The following is a 17396-nucleotide window of genomic DNA, read 5'->3' as shown; positions in this document are numbered from 1 at the left end:
CCACCGGGTGCAAGCTGCGATCGCGCGCGCCTGACCGCGATGAAAGAGGGTAGCATCATGGGGTTCCCGGGCACCTGGATGACCGAGAGCGAGACGCTCGTCTACCGGGTGGTGCCGAAATGCGCCTGCTCGACCATCGGACAGATCATGTTCTGGTCCGATCACGGCCGCTTTTTCGACGGCGATATCCACGACGCGCAGGCGGGCCTGCACAAATGGTCGATGGAGGCCAGCCAGCCCAAGATCGAGGCGGCGGTGAAGGGCCACACCGCCCCGGCCTTCACCTGCGTCCGCAATCCCTACGCGCGCATCCTGTCGTCCTTCTTCGACAAGATCGCGGGCATCCAGCGCAACGGCAAACGCTATCGCGGCAACCTCGTGCCGCAGCTTGCGCAGAAATACGGCATCGACGTCGGCAGCCCGGACAACGGCTTCGACTTCGACCAGATCGCCAGCTTCCGCCGCTTCCTGCTGTTCGCGCGCGATACGATCCGCTGGCGCCGCCCGATGGAACCCGACATCCACTGGTCGGCGATGTCCGGCCATATCTCGACCTTCATCGTCAATGGCGGCCGCTATGACCGCATCTTCTTTACCGAGACATTCAACGAGGGGATGCAGCAGGTCCTGAACCTGATCGAGCCGAAGGTGCCGGTCGATCTGGCCGCGATCCCGCGCTTCAACGAATCCGAAGGCCACGGGCCGAAGCGCGCGCACAAGGTCAGCGACTATTTCGACGACCTGTCGCGGCACCTGATCTGGGAAATCTACAAGAAGGACTTCCAGCTGTTCCGCTATGACTTCGACAACCCCGACAACAAGTTCCCGCTGGGGGAGGTCGATCTCGACGAGGTGCATGCCAAGCTTGGGGATTGAGCGTGCCCGGCCCCGTGCCCGGCCCCGTGCCGCGGGCGCGAGGCGGCAATCCGACGCAGCGCCGGCGGGGGCCGGGCGGGAACCTGCACCGCGTCCCGCGCCTTGTCGGGCACGATGACGGAGACCGCCATGCCCAGCCCCCGCCCCGACCCCCGCCCCGACCACCGTCCCGCGCCCGAGCCGGCGACCCCGCCCGCCCCGCGCCGCCTTCATCTTCGGCTGGGGGCGCGGATGCGGCGGATCCCGCCGTCGCGGCTGGCGGCGGGGGCCTTCATCGCCACCGCCCTCTGGGCCTTCTTCGAACTGGCCGAGGACATGATCGAGGGCGATACCCACGCCTTCGACGAGGCGTTGCTGCTGGCCCTGCGCAACCCCGCCGACCGCAACGATCCGCTGGGTCCGCCCTGGCTGGAAACGGTGATGCGCGACATCACCGCGCTTGGCGGCCTGACGGTGCTGGGCTTCGCGGTGCTGGCGGTGTCGGGCCTGCTGTGGCTGCAGGGCCGGCGGCGCACGGTGGGGCCGCTGCTGCTGGCCGTGGCGGGCGGACAGGCGTTTTCCTGGCTGGCCAAGGGCTTCTTCGACCGGCCCCGCCCCGATCTGGTGCCGCATGGCACGCTGGTGACAAGCGCCAGTTTCCCCTCGGGCCATTCGATGATGGCGGCGGTAATCTGGCTGACGCTGGCGGCGATGGCAGTCCGGACCGAACCGCGGCGGTGGGTCGCCGTCTATCTGGTGGCGCTGGCCGTTCTGATGGCCGTAGCCGTGGGCATCAGCCGCGTCTATCTGGGCGTCCACTGGCCGACCGACGTGCTGGGGGGCTGGGCCGCGGGGGCCGCCTGGGCGCTGGCCTGCGTGGCGCTGGCCGAATGGATCGACCCGCGCCCCCCGGTGCTGCCGGTGACGCCCCCGGAACCGGCGCCGCCCTCGGCACCCGAACGGGCCGGTCGCGCGTGATTGCCGCCCCGGATTCGCGCCGCTATGCTCCGCCAGCCCCCCTGCCGCATCGCCGGCGGGGTCACGGGCAGGATCGCAGACAGGTTCGGGCGCCACTTCGCCGATGACGGCACTATCGGAATATCAGCGGCTCGAATGCCCCGGCCTCTGGCGCGGGTCTGCCGCCGGGCAGCGCCGGGACGTGATCGTGTCGCTGGGCGATGCCACCGTCGTCATCTCGGACAGCCGCAGCGAACGGGCGCTGACCCACTGGTCGCTGCCGGCGGTCGAGCGGCTGAACCCCGGCGACATGCCCGCCCTCTACGCCCCCGGCCCAGACAGCGACGAGACGCTGGAACTGGACGAACCGGCGATGGTCGAGGCGCTGGACAAGGTGCGCCACCTGATCGAGGCGCGGCGCCCGCATCCCGGGCGGCTGCGGCTGGCGCTGACGGGGGCGGTGGCGCTCGGCGTCGCGGCGCTCGGGCTGCTCTGGCTGCCGGGCGCAATGGTTGATCACACCGCCGCGGCCCTGCCCTTCGCCACCCGGCAGGCGGTGGGGCAGATCCTGCTCGACGATCTGGCCCGCGTCGGCGGCCCCCCCTGCTCCACCCGGCTGGGCGATGCCGCGCTGGCCCGCCTGTCGCTGCGGCTGTTCGGGCCGGATGGCGGCCGGATCGTCGTGATGCGCGAAGCGATCCCCGGCGCGGTTCCGCTGCCGGGCCGGTTCGTCGTGGCGAACCGCGCCCTGATCGAGGCGGAGGAGTCGCCCGAGGTTCTGGCGGGCCATGCACTTGCCGCCCGGCTGCGGGCCGAGCTGCAGGATCCGATGCGCGACCTGCTGCACCGGGCCGGCATCGGCGCCACCTTCCGGCTGCTGACGACGGGCGAGCTGGCGCCCTCGGCCATCGCTGGACAGGCCGAAGAGATGCTGCACCGCGCCGGGCCCGACGCCAGCCCGCCCCCCGACCCCGACACGCTGCTGACGCGCTTTGCCGCGGCCGGGGTCAGTTCCAGCCCCTATGCCTGGTCGATCGACCCCAGCGGCGAGACGGTGCTGCCGCTGATCGAGGCCGATCCCTACCCTGCCGGGGCCGGGCCGCAGGGGCCGGTCCTGACCGATGCCGACTGGGTGGCGCTGCAGGGCATCTGCCAGGGCTGAGGCACAGGGGACGGCGCAACAAACGAAATCCCCGGCTTCCTTGCGGAAGCCGGGGCTCGCACTGCCCGACGTTTCCCCCGGTTAAGCCTCCCCTTCGCGCTCAGCGCACGAAGGCATCTCCAAATCCCGCGCGCCGCGCGGTCGCCAGCACCTGCGGCAGCGCCTCGGCCGCGACCGGCCCGGCCAGCACCACCTGCATCCCCTTCGACCGGCTGACCGCCACCGGCAGCCCGGCCGCCCGCAGCCGGGCACCCGCGGCCTCGGCATTGGCGGCGACGCCGAAGGCGCCCACCTGGACATAACGCCCGCCCGCCGCCGCCGATGTCCTCGCCGTCACGGCCTTCGCCGCCGGCGCGTTGCGGGACGAGACCGTCACCCGTTGTGCCGGGGCCGGGGCGGCGGGGACATAGCGCACCACCCGCACCGGCTGCGCCGCCCGCATCGGCACCTGATCGGTCCAGACCTGACGCATCTGCGCCTCGCCCGTGGCGGTGCCCACGCCGCGCATCGGGTTCAGCCGGTCATCCTCCCAGGCGGGCTTGTAGCCCGGCGGGATCGTCACCGGCGCGGGCGCCACGCCCTGCGGCAGCGCCGCGGCCGTCGCCGCATTGACATAGGTCTTCGGATATTCGCTTTGCGGGACGCAGCGGATCGCGTGGCGCCCGTCCGACAGCATGAAGCGCTGCGCCACCAGATCGCGGTTCGGGCAGGCGGTCTGACCGGCGGGCCAGCCCTTCTGCAGCACCGTGCCGCGCACCTCCCGCGCCGGGGATGCCACGGGCTTCGCCTGCGCGGCGGGCCGTGCCACGACCACCGGCGCCGGGGTATAGCTGCGGGGGTCCACGGTCGACGGGGCGGCGGGGGCGGCGACGCGCACCCTGGGCGGGGCGGTGGTGCCGGCGATGGTCTGCATCGGCGGGCCCACGCGTTCCGCCCGGGGCGCGGGGGCCGGTGCGGCGGCATCGGCCACCACCGGCAGTCCTGCGCCGCCCCGGCCGAAGGTCGGCGTCTGGCCGCAGATCACCTGACGGTCCCGGGTGACACGCGGCACCCAGGTCACCTGCCCGGCATAGCCCGCACGCATGAAGACGCAGCCGGCGCTGTCCACATATTGCGACCCGCCGAAACCCGGCGGCGGATATTCCGCCGGCCCGCTGATCTCGTCAAATGTCACGGACCATGCGGATACAGCGGAGAAGACCACCGCCATACCGGCAGCGGACAGCAGTTTTACAACATTCATGCTCTTGACCCCCCCGGGTGTAAGCCCTCAGAGGATGCCGCAGAACCGATTCGCTGTAAAGGGGGCTACGCCTTTATTTGGTGCCGAACATTCGGTCGCCCGCATCCCCTAGGCCCGGAACAATATATCCATGGTCGTTCAACCGCTCATCCACAGCCGCTGTGACGATGGGCACGTCCGGATGCGCCGCCTTCATCCGGGCGATGCCTTCCGGCGCGGCCAGCAGGCACAGGAAGCGCAGGTTCGCCGCGCCCTTCGCCTTCAGCAGGTCGATGGCCGCGACCGAGGAATTGCCGGTGGCCAGCATCGGATCGACGACGATCACCATGCGCTGGTCCAGAAGCTCGGGCACCTTGCAATAGTATTGCACCGGCTGCAGCGTCTCGGGGTCGCGGTAGAGCCCGACGAACCCCACCCGCGCCGCTGGGATCAGTTCCAGGATCCCGTCCAGCAGCCCGTTGCCCGCCCGCAGGATCGAGATCAGCGCCAGCTTCTTGCCGTCGAGGATCGGCGCCTGCATCTTCGTCAGCGGCGTCTCGATCTCGGCCGTGGTCATGTCCAGCTCGCGCGTGACCTCATAGGCCAGAAGCAGGCTGATCTCGCGTAGCAGGCGGCGGAAACCGGCGGTCGAGGTCTCCTTGTCCCGCATGATCGACAGCTTGTGCTGCACCAGCGGGTGCGTGACGACGGTCAGATGGTCAAGCATCCTGTCCCTCCAGTTGGGTGATGATCCTGGCGCGGGTGTCCGCGTCGCAAAAGGCCGCCGCGGCCGCGGTTCGGGCCAGGTCGCGGAACACGCCCTCGTCCCAGTCGAAGGCCTCGGCCAGCCGGTCGTATTCCCGCGCCATCGTGGTGTGGAAAAAGGGCGGGTCGTCCGTGGACACCGTCACCTTCACCCCCCGTTCGCGCAGGCGGTGGATCGGGTGCTGCCGCCAGCCGGGATAGAGGCCGAGCGCGATGTTCGACCCCGGACAGACCTCCAGCACGGTGCCGCGTTCGGCGAGATCGTCGACCAGCGCCAGATCCTCGATCGCCCGCACGCCGTGGCCGATCCGTTCCACCCCCAGCGTCAGCGCGTCGCGGATGCTGTCCGGCCCGCCCCATTCGCCGGCATGGGCGGTCAGCCGCAGCCCCGCCTCACGCGCGCAGTCGAAGGCCCAGGCGAAATCCTGCGCCCGCCCGCGCCGTTCGTCCCCGGCCAGGCCGAAGCCGGTGACGAAATCGCCCGCCGTCTCGGCCGCGCAGATGGCGGCGGCGCGCGCCCGGTCCGGGCCGAAATGCCGGATCGCGGTGACGATGCCGCGCATCGCCGGGCCGCCGGCGCGCGCGACCTCGTCCGCCGCCTCGCGCATCGCCAGCAGATGGTCGCGCCATGCCGCCAGATCGCCGCCGCCGCAGAAATCGGGCGACAGGAAGCATTCGGTATAGATCACCCCGCTCTCCGCGCTCTGTTCCAGCACGGCCAGCGTCAGGCGGCGATAGTCCTCGGGCGATTGCAGGGTGCCGGTCGCAGCCTCGTAGACATCGAGAAACTGGCGGAAATCGCGGAAGGCATAGCCGCCCCTTGCGTCGAAGATGCCGGAAATGTCCATCTTCTTCTCGGCCGCCAGCCCGCGCACGAAGGCGGGCGGCGCCGCGCCTTCCAGATGCAGATGCAGTTCGACCTTCTGCAGATCCGTCACAGAAAACTCCTTCCCGGCCCCTCGGCCGGCAGCCCCAGATGATCGGCGAGGCTGGCCGCCACATCGACAAATCCCACCTGCCCCACTGGTCGGGTGCCACGGCCCCAGCCCAGCACCGGCACCCGTTCGCGGGTATGGTCGGTGCCGGTCCAGGTCGGGTCGTTGCCATGGTCGGCGGTGAAGATCGCCAGATCGCCCGCCCGCAGCCGCGCGAGGAACCGCCCCGCCACCCCGTCGAACCATTCCAGCGCCCGCGCATAGCCCGCCACATCGCGGCGATGGCCGTAAAGGCTGTCGAACTCCACGAAATTGGCGACAGTCAGCGAGCCCGGGGCGGCGGTGTCGGCCAGGTCCAGCAGATGGTCCGCCAGCGCCGCGTCATCCGCCCCCTTCAGCACCGCCTCCAGACCCCGGCCCGAGAAGATGTCGCCGATCTTGCCGATGCCCCGCGTCTGCCGCCCCGCCCCGGCGGCGCGGTCGAGGATCGTCGGCCCCGGCGGGGCGATCGCATAGTCGTGCCGGTTGGCGGTACGGGCGAAACGGCCGGGCGTGCCGGTGAAGGGCCGGGCGATCACCCGTCCCACCCGCATCGCATGCAGCCGGGGCGCAATCCCCGCGCAAAGCGACAGCAGCCGGTCCAGCCCGAAGACCTGTTCATGCGCCGCGATCTGGAACACGCTGTCGGCCGAGGTATAGCAGATCGGCCAGCCGGTCCGCAGATGATCCTCCCCCAGCCGGGCGATGATCTCGGTCCCCGAGGCGTGGCAGTTGCCCAGCGTGCCGGCCACCCCCGCCAGCCGCGCCACCTCGGCCAGCAGATCGGGCGGGAAGGCGGGATCGGCCTTGGGAAACACCGTCCAGTCCCAGGGCACCGGCACCCCGGCCAGTTCCCAATGACCCGAGGGCGTGTCCTTGCCCGGCGACCGTTCCGTGGCCGCGCCCCACAACCCGGCCGGCACCGCGCCCAGGCCGGGCATCTCCGCGCCCGAGGCCAGCCGCACCGCCGCCGTCAGGCCCAGGCCGTCCAGCACCGGCAGGCGCAGCGGGCCGCTGCGGCCCTCCTCGGCGCGGCCCTCGGCGCAGGCCGCGGCGATATGGGCGAGCGTGTTGGCGCCGGTATCGGGCCGGCTGTCGTTGAAGAAGCGGTCCGCATCGGGCGCGCCGCCCGCGCCCACCGAATCCATCACGATCAGGAAGGCCCGCCGCGGCCCGGCCCCCGCCCCGCCGGTCATCCCACCCTCGCATGGATCAGGTCCGGCTCGTCCGGCGCAGCCTCGGCCAGCCGGTAGGCGGCGCGCACCGCGCCCGCCGCCCGCTCGGCATCCGCGTCGGTCGCGGCATGGACGACGGCCAGCGGCAGGCCCGGCGTCACCCGCTCGCCGATCATCGACAGCTGCGACAGCCCGACCGAGGGGTTGACCCGGTCGCTTTCCCGCAACCGCCCGCCGCCCAGCCGGACTACGGCAAGGCCCAGTGCCTCGCCGTCCACGGCGGCGACATAGCCCTCGCCCTCCGCCGTCACCTCGCGCATCACCGGGGCCGAGGGCAGACGGTCGGGGAAGCGTTCGACGAAATCCATCGGCCCGCCCAGCGCCGCCACCATCTCGCCGAAGGTGGCGGCGGCGCGGCCGCTTTCCAGCGCGTCGTCGATGCGCAGCGCGCCCTCCTCGGCATCCTCGGCCAGCCCCGCCAGCGCCAGCGCCTCGCCGCCCAGCGCGGCGGTCAGATCCCACAACGCCTGGTTGACGGCGCTGCCGGTCAGCGTCTCCATCACCTCGATCACCTCCAGCGCATTGCCGGCGCAGGTGCCCAGGGGCTGGCTCATGTCGGTGATCAGCGCGGTGGTCATGCAGCCCGCGCCCTGCGCCGTCTCGACCAGCGCCTGTGCCAGCGCCTGCGCCCGGTCCATCGTCTTCATGAAGGCGCCGGAGCCCACCTTGACGTCCAGCACCAGCGCCTCGAGCCCCGCCGCGAGCTTCTTCGACAGGATCGAGGCGGTGATCAGGTCGAGGCTTTCCACCGTGCCGGTCACGTCGCGCACCGCATAAAGCCGCCGGTCGGCGGGCGCGATCTCGGGCCCAGCGCCCACGATCACGCAGCGGAAGTCGCGCACGAGGCGCTGCAACTCCTCCACCCCCACCGCGGTGCGATAGCCGGGGATCGCCTCCAGCTTGTCGAGCGTGCCGCCGGTATGGCCCAAGCCCCGGCCCGAGATCATCGGGACATAGGCGCCGCAGGCCGCCAGCGCCGGGGCCAGCAGCAGCGACACGCTGTCGCCCACGCCGCCGGTCGAATGCTTGTCGATCACCGGGCCGGGCATGTCCCAGTCCAGCACCTGCCCGCTGTCGCGCATGGCGCGGGTCAGCGCGACGCGCCCGTCGGGATCCAGCCCGCGCAGCCGCACCGCCATGGCGAAGGCCCCCGCCTGGGCGTCGCTGACCTCGCCCGTGGCCAGACCGCGCGCGAACCAGTCCGCATCCTCGGGCGAAAGCCCAAACCCGTCGCGCAGCCGTGCCAGCACCTCGCGCGCCGCCATCACCCTGCCGCCATCACTCGGACCGCGCGGCGTGGGCCATATGGGCGACCGAGAAGGATCCCGGCAACAGCTCGCCGATGGTGGTGTGCAGCCGGCGGCCCGCCGTGGTGGCCAGCGTCACCGGCACCTCGGCCCGGCCGAATTCCGCCAGCTTCTGCCGGCAGCCGCCGCAGGGGGGCACCGGATCGGGGCTGTCGGCGATGACGCAGACCGCGACCAGCTCCGTCTCGCCCGCCGCCACCATCGCCGCGATGGCGCCGGCCTCGGCGCAGGTGCCCTCGGGATAGGCGACATTCTCGACATTGCAGCCGCGATAGACGGTGCCCGAGGCCCCGCGCAGCGCCGCGCCCACCTTGAAATGCGAATAGGGCACATAGGCGTTCTCGCGCACCTCGGTCGCCGCGGACAACAGTTGCGCGGCATCCGGCGGCATCGGGGGGGCTTGGGTCACGGGCGCGGCCTCCGGGGCATGGATGGCCGGAGTCTGCGCCGCCTGACCGCGCGATGCAAGCCATCCGCCGCCCGGACCGGGCGGCCGCCCCGGCTGCGCGCTTGCGCCGCAGGCGTGGCGAGCGTATCTGAAAGAGCCGGTAGTTGAACGCTAAACAATCGGCGCCCGCGCGAGAGGAGGCGAGCATGGAAGACGGACGCGACGGCCGGACCCACCGGGAAGACGAGGGCCGCCAGCGGCCGCGGCATGACGAGGCCGCCGCGCTGGATGCGGACCAGCAGGATGCCGCGCGCCATGACACCGCCCGCCACGACGCGCTGCGCTATCACGAGTTTCCCAAGCCCGGAAAGCTGGAGATCCGCGCGACCAAGCCGCTGGCCAACGGCCGCGACCTGAGCCTTGCCTACAGTCCCGGCGTGGCCGAGGCCTGCCTCGACATCAAGGCCGATCCCGCCGCCGCCGCGCGCTATACCTCGCGCGGGAACCTCGTCGCGGTGGTGTCGAACGGCACCGCCGTGCTGGGCCTCGGCAATATCGGACCGCTGGCCGCGAAGCCGGTGATGGAGGGCAAGGCCGTCCTCTTCAAGAAATTCGCCAATATCGACTGTTTCGACATCGAACTGGCCGAAACCGACCCGGTGAAACTGGCCGAGATCGTCTGCGCGCTGGAACCTTCCTTCGGCGCGATCAACCTGGAAGACATCAAGGCCCCCGACTGTTTCGTGGTCGAGGAAATCTGCCGCCAGCGGATGAACATCCCGGTCTTCCACGACGACCAGCACGGCACCGCCATCGTGGTCGGCGCGGCGGCGACCAACGCGCTGCACCTTGCCGGCAAGCGGTTCGAGGACATCAAGGTGGTGTCCACCGGCGGCGGGGCGGCGGGCATCGCCTGCCTGAACATGCTGCTGAAGCTGGGCGTGCGGCGCGAGAATGTCTGGCTGTGCGACCTCGCCGGGCTGGTCCACCGGGGCCGCGAGGCCGAGATGACGCCGCAGAAGGCCGCCTATGCGCAGGGCGACAGCCCCGCCACGCTGGCCGAGGTGATCGAGGGCGCGGACCTGTTTCTGGGCCTGTCCGGCCCGGGTGTGCTGACGCCCGAGATGGTAGCGCGGATGGCGGCGCGGCCGATCGTCTTCGCGCTCGCCAACCCCACGCCGGAAATCCTGCCCGATCACGTGCGCGCCGTGGCGCCCGAGGCGATCATCGCCACCGGCCGCTCGGACTATCCGAACCAGGTCAACAACGTGCTGTGCTTCCCCTTCATCTTCCGGGGCGCGCTGGACGTGGGCGCGACCACGATCAACGACGCGATGAAGATCGCCTGCATCGAGGGCATCGCCGCCCTTGCCCGCACCACCACCAGCGCCGAGGCGGCGGCCGCCTACCGGGGCGAGACCCTGACCTTCGGCACCGACTATCTGATCCCGAAGCCGTTCGACCCCCGGCTGATGGGCGTGGTGGCCAAGGCCGTGGCCCGCGCCGCGATGGAAACCGGCGTCGCCACCCGCCCCATCGACGATCTGGCCGACTACAAGCGCCGGCTGGACAACTCGGTCTTCCGCTCGGCGATGCTGATGCGCCCGGTCTTCGAGGCGGCCGCCTCGACCACGCGCCGCATCGTCTTCGCCGAGGGCGAGGACGAGCGCGTGCTGCGCGCCGCGAACGCCATGCTGGAAGAGACGACCGACAAGCCGATCCTGATCGGCCGCCCCGATGTCGTGGCGATGCGGGCCGAACGCGCCGGCCTGCCGATCCGGCCCGACCGCGACTTCGAGATCGTGAACCCCGAAAGCGACCGCCGCTATCGCGACTATTGGGAAACCTATCACGGGCTGATGGCGCGGCAGGGCGTGACGCCGGACATCGCCCGCGCGGTAATGCGCACCAATACCACCGCCATCGGCGCGGTGATGGTGCACCGGGACGAGGCCGACAGCCTGATCTGCGGCACCTTCGGCCAGTATCTGTGGCACCTGAAATATGTGCGCGAGATCCTCGCCCGCGACGGGTTGCGCCCGGTCGGCGCGCTGAGCCTGATGATCCTGGAAGACGGGCCGCTGTTCGTCGCCGATACGCAGGTGCATCACGAACCGACGCCCGAGGAGCTGGCCGACACCGCCATCGGCGCGGCGCGGCATGTGCGCCGCTTCGGTCTGGTGCCGAAGATCGCCATGTGCGCGCATTCGCAGTTCGGCAATCTCGACACCTCCTCGGGGCGGCGGATGCGGGCGGCGCTGGAAATCCTCGACGCGCGCGAGGCGGATTTCTGCTACGAGGGCGAGATGCATGTCGATGCCGCGCTGGATCAGGGTCTGCGCGACCGCATCTTCCCCGGCGGCCGGTTCGACGGGCCGGCCAATGTGCTGATCTTCGGCAATACGGACGCGGCCTCGGCCGTGCGCAACATCCTGAAGATGAAGTCGGGCGGGCTGGAGGTCGGGCCGATCCTGATGGGCATGGGCAACCGCGCGCATGTCGTCACCCCCTCGATCACCGCCCGCGGGCTGCTGAACATGTCGGCGCTGGCCGGGACGCCCGTCGCCCATTACGGCTGACGGCAAGACCGTCTGGCGGGGCCCCCGGCGCGGCCCCGTTGGCCCCGCGCAACCCCTGCGGGAATACATCCAAGGAGCGCTCAACCGACCCCGCAGATCATCGCGGCGATACCCTCAAACCGCCGGATTCCCGCCACAGTCGGCACCCATGAGATGCTTCCAGCGCCAGGAAGCACCGATGACCCAAAGACCCCCGCCCATGCTGTTTTCGGGCCCGCGGCCCTCGCGCCCGGTGCCGGCGGACACGCCGCGGGGTCCCGCCGGTCCCGCCGCGCGCGACCGCCTGCCGCCCATCGCCCCGCAAGAGGATCTGTGGCGGCTGGACCGCCCCTCGCCGGCCGAATTCCTGCGCGATCTGGGATGCGGGCTGCGGATCGGCGGCCCGGTTCTCTACATCTCGGCCGCGTTGCAGCTGGGTTTCATCGCCTGGCTGATCTTCGGCTGAGGCGCACCGGCACCCGACTCGCCCCGCCCCGCACAGGCCCGTCGACACCCGCCGCGGCGCGGGTCGTCTGCACAGAACTGCGGCAGCGAACGGGTCCTACGTTCACGGAACGTCAAAGTTGCCGCGGCGGCAGCCGGAACCGGTTCAAATAGAAGACGCGGCGCGCGACGCCCCTGTTCCCGTCGCAGTTTCGGCGCATAACGGCGCCGGGGGCACAGGCAAGCCTGCGCTGTTGAGGGACGACATGGCCGAGGTTCGACGGATTTTCACCTGCAAATGCGGCTACAAGCTGCGCTACGGGGCGGCCCGCTGCGGCGACTGCTATGCGCCGACGCCCTTCTACAACCGCACCTATTTCTGGCGCGCGATCATCGTGTTGCTGCCGCTGGCCGCCGGAACGATGGTTCTGGTCGCGGTCGCCTGAGGCGCCCCCGGCTACCACCGCAGCCAGCGGTCGCCGGCCAGCGCGCCGACGGCCGCGGCCAACCCGATCGCCGCACCGTACCAGGTCAGGTAGAACAGCGGGTTGTCCTGCGTACAGTAAAGCGAATAGCCCGCCGCGACCCCGGCCGCGACGGCCAGCCCCGCCAAGGCGCCCGCGGCGCGGGGCCGCGTCGGCGCCCCGCGCCGGAGCAGCGCGATCGCCAGCGACAGCGGCAGCGCCGCGAGGGCGAGGATGAAGCCCAGACATTCCGCCACCGCGGGCACCGAGACATCGGCGAACCGCGCCCCGGGCGGGCGCAGCGCATAGCTCGCAAGCCACAGCGCCCCCGCCGCCCCGGCAAGGGCGAGCGGCACCCAAGGCCGGGCGGGGCGCGCCTCCGGCCGGGCGCCATGCAGCGCCGCGGGCAGGCAGGCCAGGCACACCAGCAGCGGCAACAGCGACTTGACCGCAACCAGCGGCTGCGACAGCGCGGTGCCCAGCCCGTCGCGCGTGCCCATCACCGCAAGGAACAGCAGGCAGCAGCCGGCCATCGCCGCCGCCGTCTGCGCCAGCATCCGGCCGGGGCGCAGCGGCGGTTGCGGCGGGTCGGCCGCGATGCGGACGAGCAGATCCTCGGTCCTCATCCCTTCTCTCCCCTCGCGATGCGGCCGAGCCGCGCCATGGCGCGGTGCATCGCCACCCGGACGGCGCCTTCGCTCATCGCCAGCCGCTGCCCGACCTCGGCCGCGCTGTCGCCGTCCAGCCCGATGGCGCGCACGATGCCGGCCGAGCGCGGGTCCAGCCGGGCGAGCAGCGCGGCGCTGTCGCGGGCCGCGGTCGCGTCCTGCATGTCGGCGGCGAGGCTTTCCTGGAAATCCTCGATCGGCAGATGCACGGCGATCCGCTGCCGGCGGAAGGCGTCGATCACCTTGTAGCGGGTCACCGCATAGAGCCAGGGCAGCAGGGGCGCCGTCTGGTCCCATGTATGCCGCTTGGTATGAATGGCGATCAGCACGTCCTGCACTATGTCCTCGTGAGCATCGGGTGAATGACCGCGCGCGCGGCTGCGGACGATTCCGCGCAGCACCGGCGTGACCGCGGCGAGGAACCGGGCATAGGCACGCCCATCCCCTGCATTCGCCGCCCGCAGCAGCGCCGCCCATTCGCGTTCGCGGTCGTTCATCGGCTGTCCCTTCGGCCTGCGCGGCGGAACGTTACAGGCTGGGGCCACCGAAGCGCAAAAATTATCCGCGCGAAACCCCGCTCCCACGCTGTAACGCCGGTGGCCCGGCCGCCGAACTGTCTGGCAGAGGACCACGCCGGTCCTCGGCTTCACGAGAGGAGACACCCATGAAGTTCGACAAGACGCTCGCGCTGACCGCCACGCTCGCCACGGCCCTGTCCGTCGCCGCTGCCGAAGCGCAATCGCAGGACGGGATGGAGAAGTGCTATGGCGTCGCGCTGGCCGGTCAGAACGACTGCGCGGCCGGCCCCGGCACCACCTGCGCCGGCACCTCGACCATGGACTATCAGGGCAACGCCTGGAAGCTGGTCCCCGCCGGCACCTGCACCACGATGATGACGCCGAACGGCCACGGCTCGCTGGAACCGATCAAGTCGTGACCTGCCGGGCCGGGGTGCCTCGCCGCGCGCCCCGGCCCCTTCCGCAGCCCGCACCTTCCGCCGGAGCATCGCCATGACCCTTCCCGCCCGCAGCGGCCTCGGCTTCAAGTCCGAGCATTTCGCCCCGATCCAGGAAGACCGCCCCGATCTCGGCTTCTTCGAGGTCCATGCCGAAAACTACATGGGCGACGGCGGCCAGCCGCACCGCCAGCTGGCGGCGCTGCGCCGCGACTATGCGCTGTCGCTGCATGGCGTGGGCCTGTCCATCGGCGGGCCCGGGCGGCTCGACCCCGACCACCTCGCCCGGCTGCGCCGGCTGGTGGACCGCTACCGGCCCGACAGCTTTTCCGAACATCTGGCCTGGTCCAGCCATGGCGGCGAATACCTGAACGACCTGCTGCCCCTGCCCTACACGCCCGAGACGCTGGACATCGTCTGCGACCATCTCGACGAGCTGCAGGCCGCCATCGGGCAGCGTGTGCTGCTGGAAAATCCCTCCACCTACATCCTGTTCGAACAGTCCACGCTGTCGGAGACCGATTTCCTCGCCGAAGTGGTGCGCCGCACCGGATGCGGCCTGCTGCTCGACGTCAACAACGTCTTCGTCTCGGCCACCAATCACCGCAGCGACGCCCGCGCCTATCTGGACGCCTTCCCGCTGCAGGCGGTGGGCGAGATCCACCTCGGCGGCCACGCGACGGAGGACCTGCCCTCCGGCCCGCTGCTGATCGACGATCACGGGCGGGCAGTGGCCGATCCGGTCTGGACGCTCTATGCCGAGACGATCGCCCGCACCGGCCCGCTGCCGACGCTGATCGAATGGGACAACGACGTGCCGGAGTTTCCGGTGCTGCTGGCCGAGGCCGCGCAGGCGGACCGCATCCTGCGCGATGCCGCATCGGCGCCCGCCCGGACGGGGGAGGCCCGCATTGCCCGCGCATGCTGACCTGACCGCCGCCTTCCGCCGCGGCCTTGCCACCGGCACGCTGCCGGGGGGCGTCACCGCCACCGCCCCCGACGAGGCGGCGCGCCGCTTCGCCGTCTACCGCAACAACGTCGCCCACAGCCTGTGCCGGGCGCTGGCCCGCCGCTATCCGGTGGTGGAGCGGCTGGTGGGCGCCGAATTCTTCGCGGCGATGGCGCCGCTCTACCTGCAGGCCGATCCGCCCGTCTCGCCGCTGCTGTTCCGCTGGGGCGAGGGCTTCGCGGGGTTCCTCGAACGCTTCCCGCCGGTCGCGGCGCTGCCCTACCTGCCCGATGTGGCGCGGCTGGAATGGCTGCGCGGCGTCGCCCATCACGCGGCGGATCGCCCGCCCCTGCCGCCCGCCGCAATGGCCGGCGCCGGTGCCGCGGCGACGCTGCGGATCGGGCTGCACCCCTCGGCCGCGCTCCTGCGCTCGCGTCACGCGGTGGTGACGATCTGGCGGGCCAACCAGCCGGGGACGGCCCCGGCACCGGTCGATCCCGCCCGGCCCGAAATCGCGCTGGTGCTGCGCGACCCCGCCGACCGGGTGCATGTCGACAGGCTCGACGCCGGCGACGCGGCCTTCGTCGCGGCGCTTCTGTCCGGTGGCACGCTGCTGGCCGCCGCCGCGGCGGCCGAGGCGGCCGACCCTTCCCATGATCCCGCGCCGGTGCTGGGGCTTCTCGCCCGCCGGGGCGCCCTCACCGACCCAAGGAGCGATCCATGCGACCCGTGACCCTGCTGGCCCGCGTCAATGCCAGGCTGTCCCGCCTGCCCTGGGACACGGCCGCGCTGCCCCTGCGCCTGTTCCCGGCCGCGGTCTTCTTCGCCTCGGGCCGGACCAAGGTCGACGGCTGGCGGATCGCGGATTCCACCTGGTTCCTGTTCCAGCATGAATATGCGCTGCCGCTGATCCCCTCCGACTGGGCCGCCGTGGCGGCGACCCTCGCCGAACATCTGCTGCCGGTTCTGCTGGTCCTGGGCCTCGCCACCCGGCTGTCGGCGCTCGGCCTGCTGGCAATGACCGCGGTGATCCAGATTTTCGTCTATCCCGAGGCGTGGCAGACCCATGGCCTGTGGGCCGCCTGCCTGATCGCGCTGGTGATCGGCGGGCCGGGGCGGCTGTCGCTGGACCGCAGGATCGGGGCGGAACGCCTGCGGTAAACCGAGTCTTGATTGGATGAATGGGCCATGCACTATGGCAGGAAGGAGGATCGGGCACAGCCGGCAGGCGGATGTCCGCGGGAGACGACAACAGGGAGGAAATCGCATGTTTCACCGGATCGGCACGGCCGTACCCGCGGCCGTTCTCGGCATGTCGCTGGCGGCGGGGCCGCAGGTCGCGGCCGCGCAGGAGTTCATCAACGTGCTGACCGGCGGCACCTCGGGCGTCTACTATCCGATGGGCGTCGGGCTGTCGGAAATCTATGCCGACGGGATCGAGGGCGCGCGCACCCAGGTGCAGGCGACCAAGGCCTCGGTCGAGAACCTCAACCTGCTGGCGCAGGGCAAGGGCGAGATCGCCTTCGCGCTCGGCGACAGCGTCAAGTTCGCCTGGGAAGGCAATCAGGAGGCGGGCTTTCCCCGCCCGCTGGAAAACCTGCGCGCCATCGCCGCGATCTATCCCAATTACATCCAGATCGTTGCCGAGGGCAGCGCCGGGATCGAGACGCTGGAGGATCTGAAAGGCAAGACCATGTCGGTGGGCGCACCGGCCTCGGGCACCGAACTCAATGCCCGCGCGATCTTCGAGGCCGCGGGGATGAGCTATGACGACCTGTCCAAAGTCGAATACCTGCCCTTCGCCGAGTCGGGCGAGCTGATCAAGAACCGGCAGCTGCAGTCGACGCTGCAATCGGCGGGGCTGGGCGTGGCCTTCATCAAGGACCTGTCCGCCACCCATGACATCACGCTGGTCGGCATCCCGGCCGAGGTGGTGGAAAAGATCGGCGCGCCCTATGCGGCGGCGGTGATCCCGGCAGGCACCTATGACGGTCAGGACGCCGATGTGCCCACGGCCACGGTGGGCAACATCCTCGTCAGCCATGACGGCGTCAGCGAGGAAACCGCCTATCAGATGACGAAGCTGCTGTTCGAAAACCTCGACCGGCTGAAATCCTCGCATGCGGCGGCGGGCAATATCCGCATCGAGACGGCGGCCGAGGGGCTGCCGATCCCGCTGCATCAGGGCGCGGAACGCTACTACCGGGAAATGGGCGTGCTGAACTGAGCCGCCGCGGGCGGGCGGCGCCGGTCTGCCCGCCCGCCCGCGTGCTGCCTGCCCGCGTGTGCCGGTCGCGTGCTGCCTGCCCGCGTGCTGCCTGCCCGCGTGCTGCCCGCCGGCATGCCCCCCGCCGGCGGGCGCCCTGCCCCGGATCGCCTGTCGTTGCCATTCGTTCCTGAGCGGAGCCCGTCATGACCCTGTCCCCCACCGCGCCCGGCGAGGCGCGGAACGATGCCCTTCATGCCGAGGAGGTGGCCGAGGGCCTGCCGCCC

Annotated in this window: 18 protein-coding genes and 1 pseudogene; 11 read left to right on the top strand and 8 right to left on the bottom strand. The window is 71.3% G+C overall.

Annotated features, from left to right (window positions below; all coding sequences use genetic code 11):
* The first annotated feature begins 57 nt into the window (after positions 1 to 57).
* The 3 genes from EEY80_RS16190 (at position 58) to EEY80_RS16180 (ending at position 2974) form a co-directional block, all read left to right on the top strand.
* Entirely contained in the window at positions 58 to 876 is an 819-nt protein-coding gene (locus tag EEY80_RS16190; RefSeq protein ID WP_126978254.1) for a sulfotransferase family protein, read from the top strand.
* Positions 877 to 1005: 129 nt separating this feature from the next.
* Entirely contained in the window at positions 1006 to 1833 is an 828-nt protein-coding gene (locus tag EEY80_RS16185) for a phosphatase PAP2 family protein (RefSeq protein ID WP_328590534.1), read from the top strand.
* Between the two features lie 103 nt (positions 1834 to 1936).
* A complete protein-coding gene (locus EEY80_RS16180) occupies positions 1937 to 2974 on the top strand; it encodes a hypothetical protein (protein WP_126978252.1) in 1038 nt (345 codons plus the stop codon).
* A 100-nt stretch (positions 2975 to 3074) separates the two neighbouring features.
* Here the strand turns inward: EEY80_RS16180 and EEY80_RS16175 are convergent, their stop codons facing one another.
* The 6 genes from EEY80_RS16175 to EEY80_RS16155 form a co-directional block, all read right to left on the bottom strand.
* The gene (locus tag EEY80_RS16175) at positions 3075 to 4148 is read right to left on the bottom strand and encodes an SPOR domain-containing protein (protein WP_164738283.1); all 1074 of its coding nucleotides are present in this window, start codon (positions 4146 to 4148) and stop codon (positions 3075 to 3077) included.
* A 142-nt stretch (positions 4149 to 4290) separates the two neighbouring features.
* Complete coding sequence (upp, locus tag EEY80_RS16170) at positions 4291 to 4923, bottom strand: uracil phosphoribosyltransferase (RefSeq protein WP_126978248.1); 633 nt, start codon at positions 4921 to 4923, stop codon at positions 4291 to 4293.
* Complete coding sequence (locus EEY80_RS16165) at positions 4916 to 5899, bottom strand: adenosine deaminase (RefSeq protein ID WP_164738282.1); 984 nt, start codon at positions 5897 to 5899, stop codon at positions 4916 to 4918. Before EEY80_RS16165 ends, upp begins: the two co-directional genes overlap by 8 nt.
* The gene (locus tag EEY80_RS20155; RefSeq protein WP_164738281.1) at positions 5896 to 7131 is read right to left on the bottom strand and encodes a phosphopentomutase; all 1236 of its coding nucleotides are present in this window, start codon (positions 7129 to 7131) and stop codon (positions 5896 to 5898) included. The genes EEY80_RS16165 and EEY80_RS20155 overlap by 4 nt, the downstream gene beginning before the upstream one ends.
* Positions 7128 to 8435: a thymidine phosphorylase gene (locus tag EEY80_RS16160; RefSeq protein WP_126978244.1), complete on the bottom strand. Its 1308-nt coding sequence runs from the start codon at positions 8433 to 8435 to the stop codon at positions 7128 to 7130. The genes EEY80_RS20155 and EEY80_RS16160 overlap by 4 nt, the downstream gene beginning before the upstream one ends.
* Positions 8436 to 8448: 13 nt before the next feature.
* Positions 8449 to 8868 carry a cytidine deaminase gene (locus EEY80_RS16155; RefSeq protein ID WP_126978386.1) on the bottom strand — a complete coding sequence of 140 codons (420 nt, stop codon included), beginning with the start codon at positions 8866 to 8868 and terminating at the stop codon, positions 8449 to 8451.
* Positions 8869 to 9071: 203 nt separating this feature from the next.
* Here EEY80_RS16155 and EEY80_RS16150 point away from each other — a divergent pair, with 203 nt between their 5' ends.
* The 3 genes from EEY80_RS16150 to EEY80_RS16140 all read left to right on the top strand — a co-directional run bounded on the left by EEY80_RS16150 (position 9072) and on the right by EEY80_RS16140 (position 12313).
* Positions 9072 to 11444: an NADP-dependent malic enzyme gene (locus tag EEY80_RS16150; protein ID WP_126978242.1), complete on the top strand. Its 2373-nt coding sequence runs from the start codon at positions 9072 to 9074 to the stop codon at positions 11442 to 11444.
* 178 nt (positions 11445 to 11622) lie between these two features.
* Complete coding sequence (locus tag EEY80_RS16145) at positions 11623 to 11889, top strand: hypothetical protein (RefSeq protein WP_126978240.1); 267 nt, start codon at positions 11623 to 11625, stop codon at positions 11887 to 11889.
* Between the two features lie 244 nt (positions 11890 to 12133).
* On the top strand, positions 12134 to 12313 hold the full coding sequence (locus EEY80_RS16140; protein WP_126978238.1) for a hypothetical protein: 180 nt from the start codon (positions 12134 to 12136) through the stop codon (positions 12311 to 12313).
* A gap of 11 nt (positions 12314 to 12324) precedes the next feature.
* On the opposite strand, the gene EEY80_RS16135 is transcribed toward EEY80_RS16140, so the two are convergent.
* Positions 12325 to 12957 (bottom strand): NrsF family protein, encoded by a 633-nt coding sequence (locus EEY80_RS16135; protein WP_126978236.1) that lies wholly within the window; start codon positions 12955 to 12957, stop codon positions 12325 to 12327.
* Positions 12954 to 13496 carry a sigma-70 family RNA polymerase sigma factor gene (locus tag EEY80_RS16130; RefSeq protein WP_126978234.1) on the bottom strand — a complete coding sequence of 181 codons (543 nt, stop codon included), beginning with the start codon at positions 13494 to 13496 and terminating at the stop codon, positions 12954 to 12956. Before EEY80_RS16130 ends, EEY80_RS16135 begins: the two co-directional genes overlap by 4 nt.
* Positions 13497 to 13663: 167 nt before the next feature.
* Here EEY80_RS16130 and EEY80_RS16125 point away from each other — a divergent pair.
* The 5 genes and pseudogenes from EEY80_RS16125 to EEY80_RS16105 form a co-directional block, all read left to right on the top strand.
* A pseudogene (locus tag EEY80_RS16125) lies at positions 13664 to 13946 on the top strand (BufA1 family periplasmic bufferin-type metallophore); the annotation flags it as partial.
* A 63-nt stretch (positions 13947 to 14009) separates the two neighbouring features.
* The gene (gene bufB / locus EEY80_RS16120) at positions 14010 to 14882 is read left to right on the top strand and encodes an MNIO family bufferin maturase (RefSeq protein WP_126978230.1); all 873 of its coding nucleotides are present in this window, start codon (positions 14010 to 14012) and stop codon (positions 14880 to 14882) included.
* The gene (locus EEY80_RS16115) at positions 14866 to 15636 is read left to right on the top strand and encodes an HvfC/BufC N-terminal domain-containing protein (protein ID WP_164738280.1); all 771 of its coding nucleotides are present in this window, start codon (positions 14866 to 14868) and stop codon (positions 15634 to 15636) included. The genes bufB and EEY80_RS16115 overlap by 17 nt, the downstream gene beginning before the upstream one ends.
* Positions 15624 to 16064, top strand: a complete 441-nt coding sequence (locus tag EEY80_RS16110) for a DoxX family protein (RefSeq protein WP_126978226.1) — start codon at positions 15624 to 15626, stop codon at positions 16062 to 16064. The genes EEY80_RS16115 and EEY80_RS16110 overlap by 13 nt, the downstream gene beginning before the upstream one ends.
* 106 nt (positions 16065 to 16170) lie before the next feature.
* The gene (locus EEY80_RS16105) at positions 16171 to 17130 is read left to right on the top strand and encodes a TAXI family TRAP transporter solute-binding subunit (protein WP_126978224.1); all 960 of its coding nucleotides are present in this window, start codon (positions 16171 to 16173) and stop codon (positions 17128 to 17130) included.
* Positions 17131 to 17396 lie beyond the last annotated feature (266 nt).

Source organism: Frigidibacter oleivorans (assembly GCF_003993775.1).
Classification (GTDB): domain Bacteria; phylum Pseudomonadota; class Alphaproteobacteria; order Rhodobacterales; family Rhodobacteraceae; genus Frigidibacter; species Frigidibacter oleivorans.
This window is presented reverse-complemented; position numbering and strand designations above follow the sequence as displayed.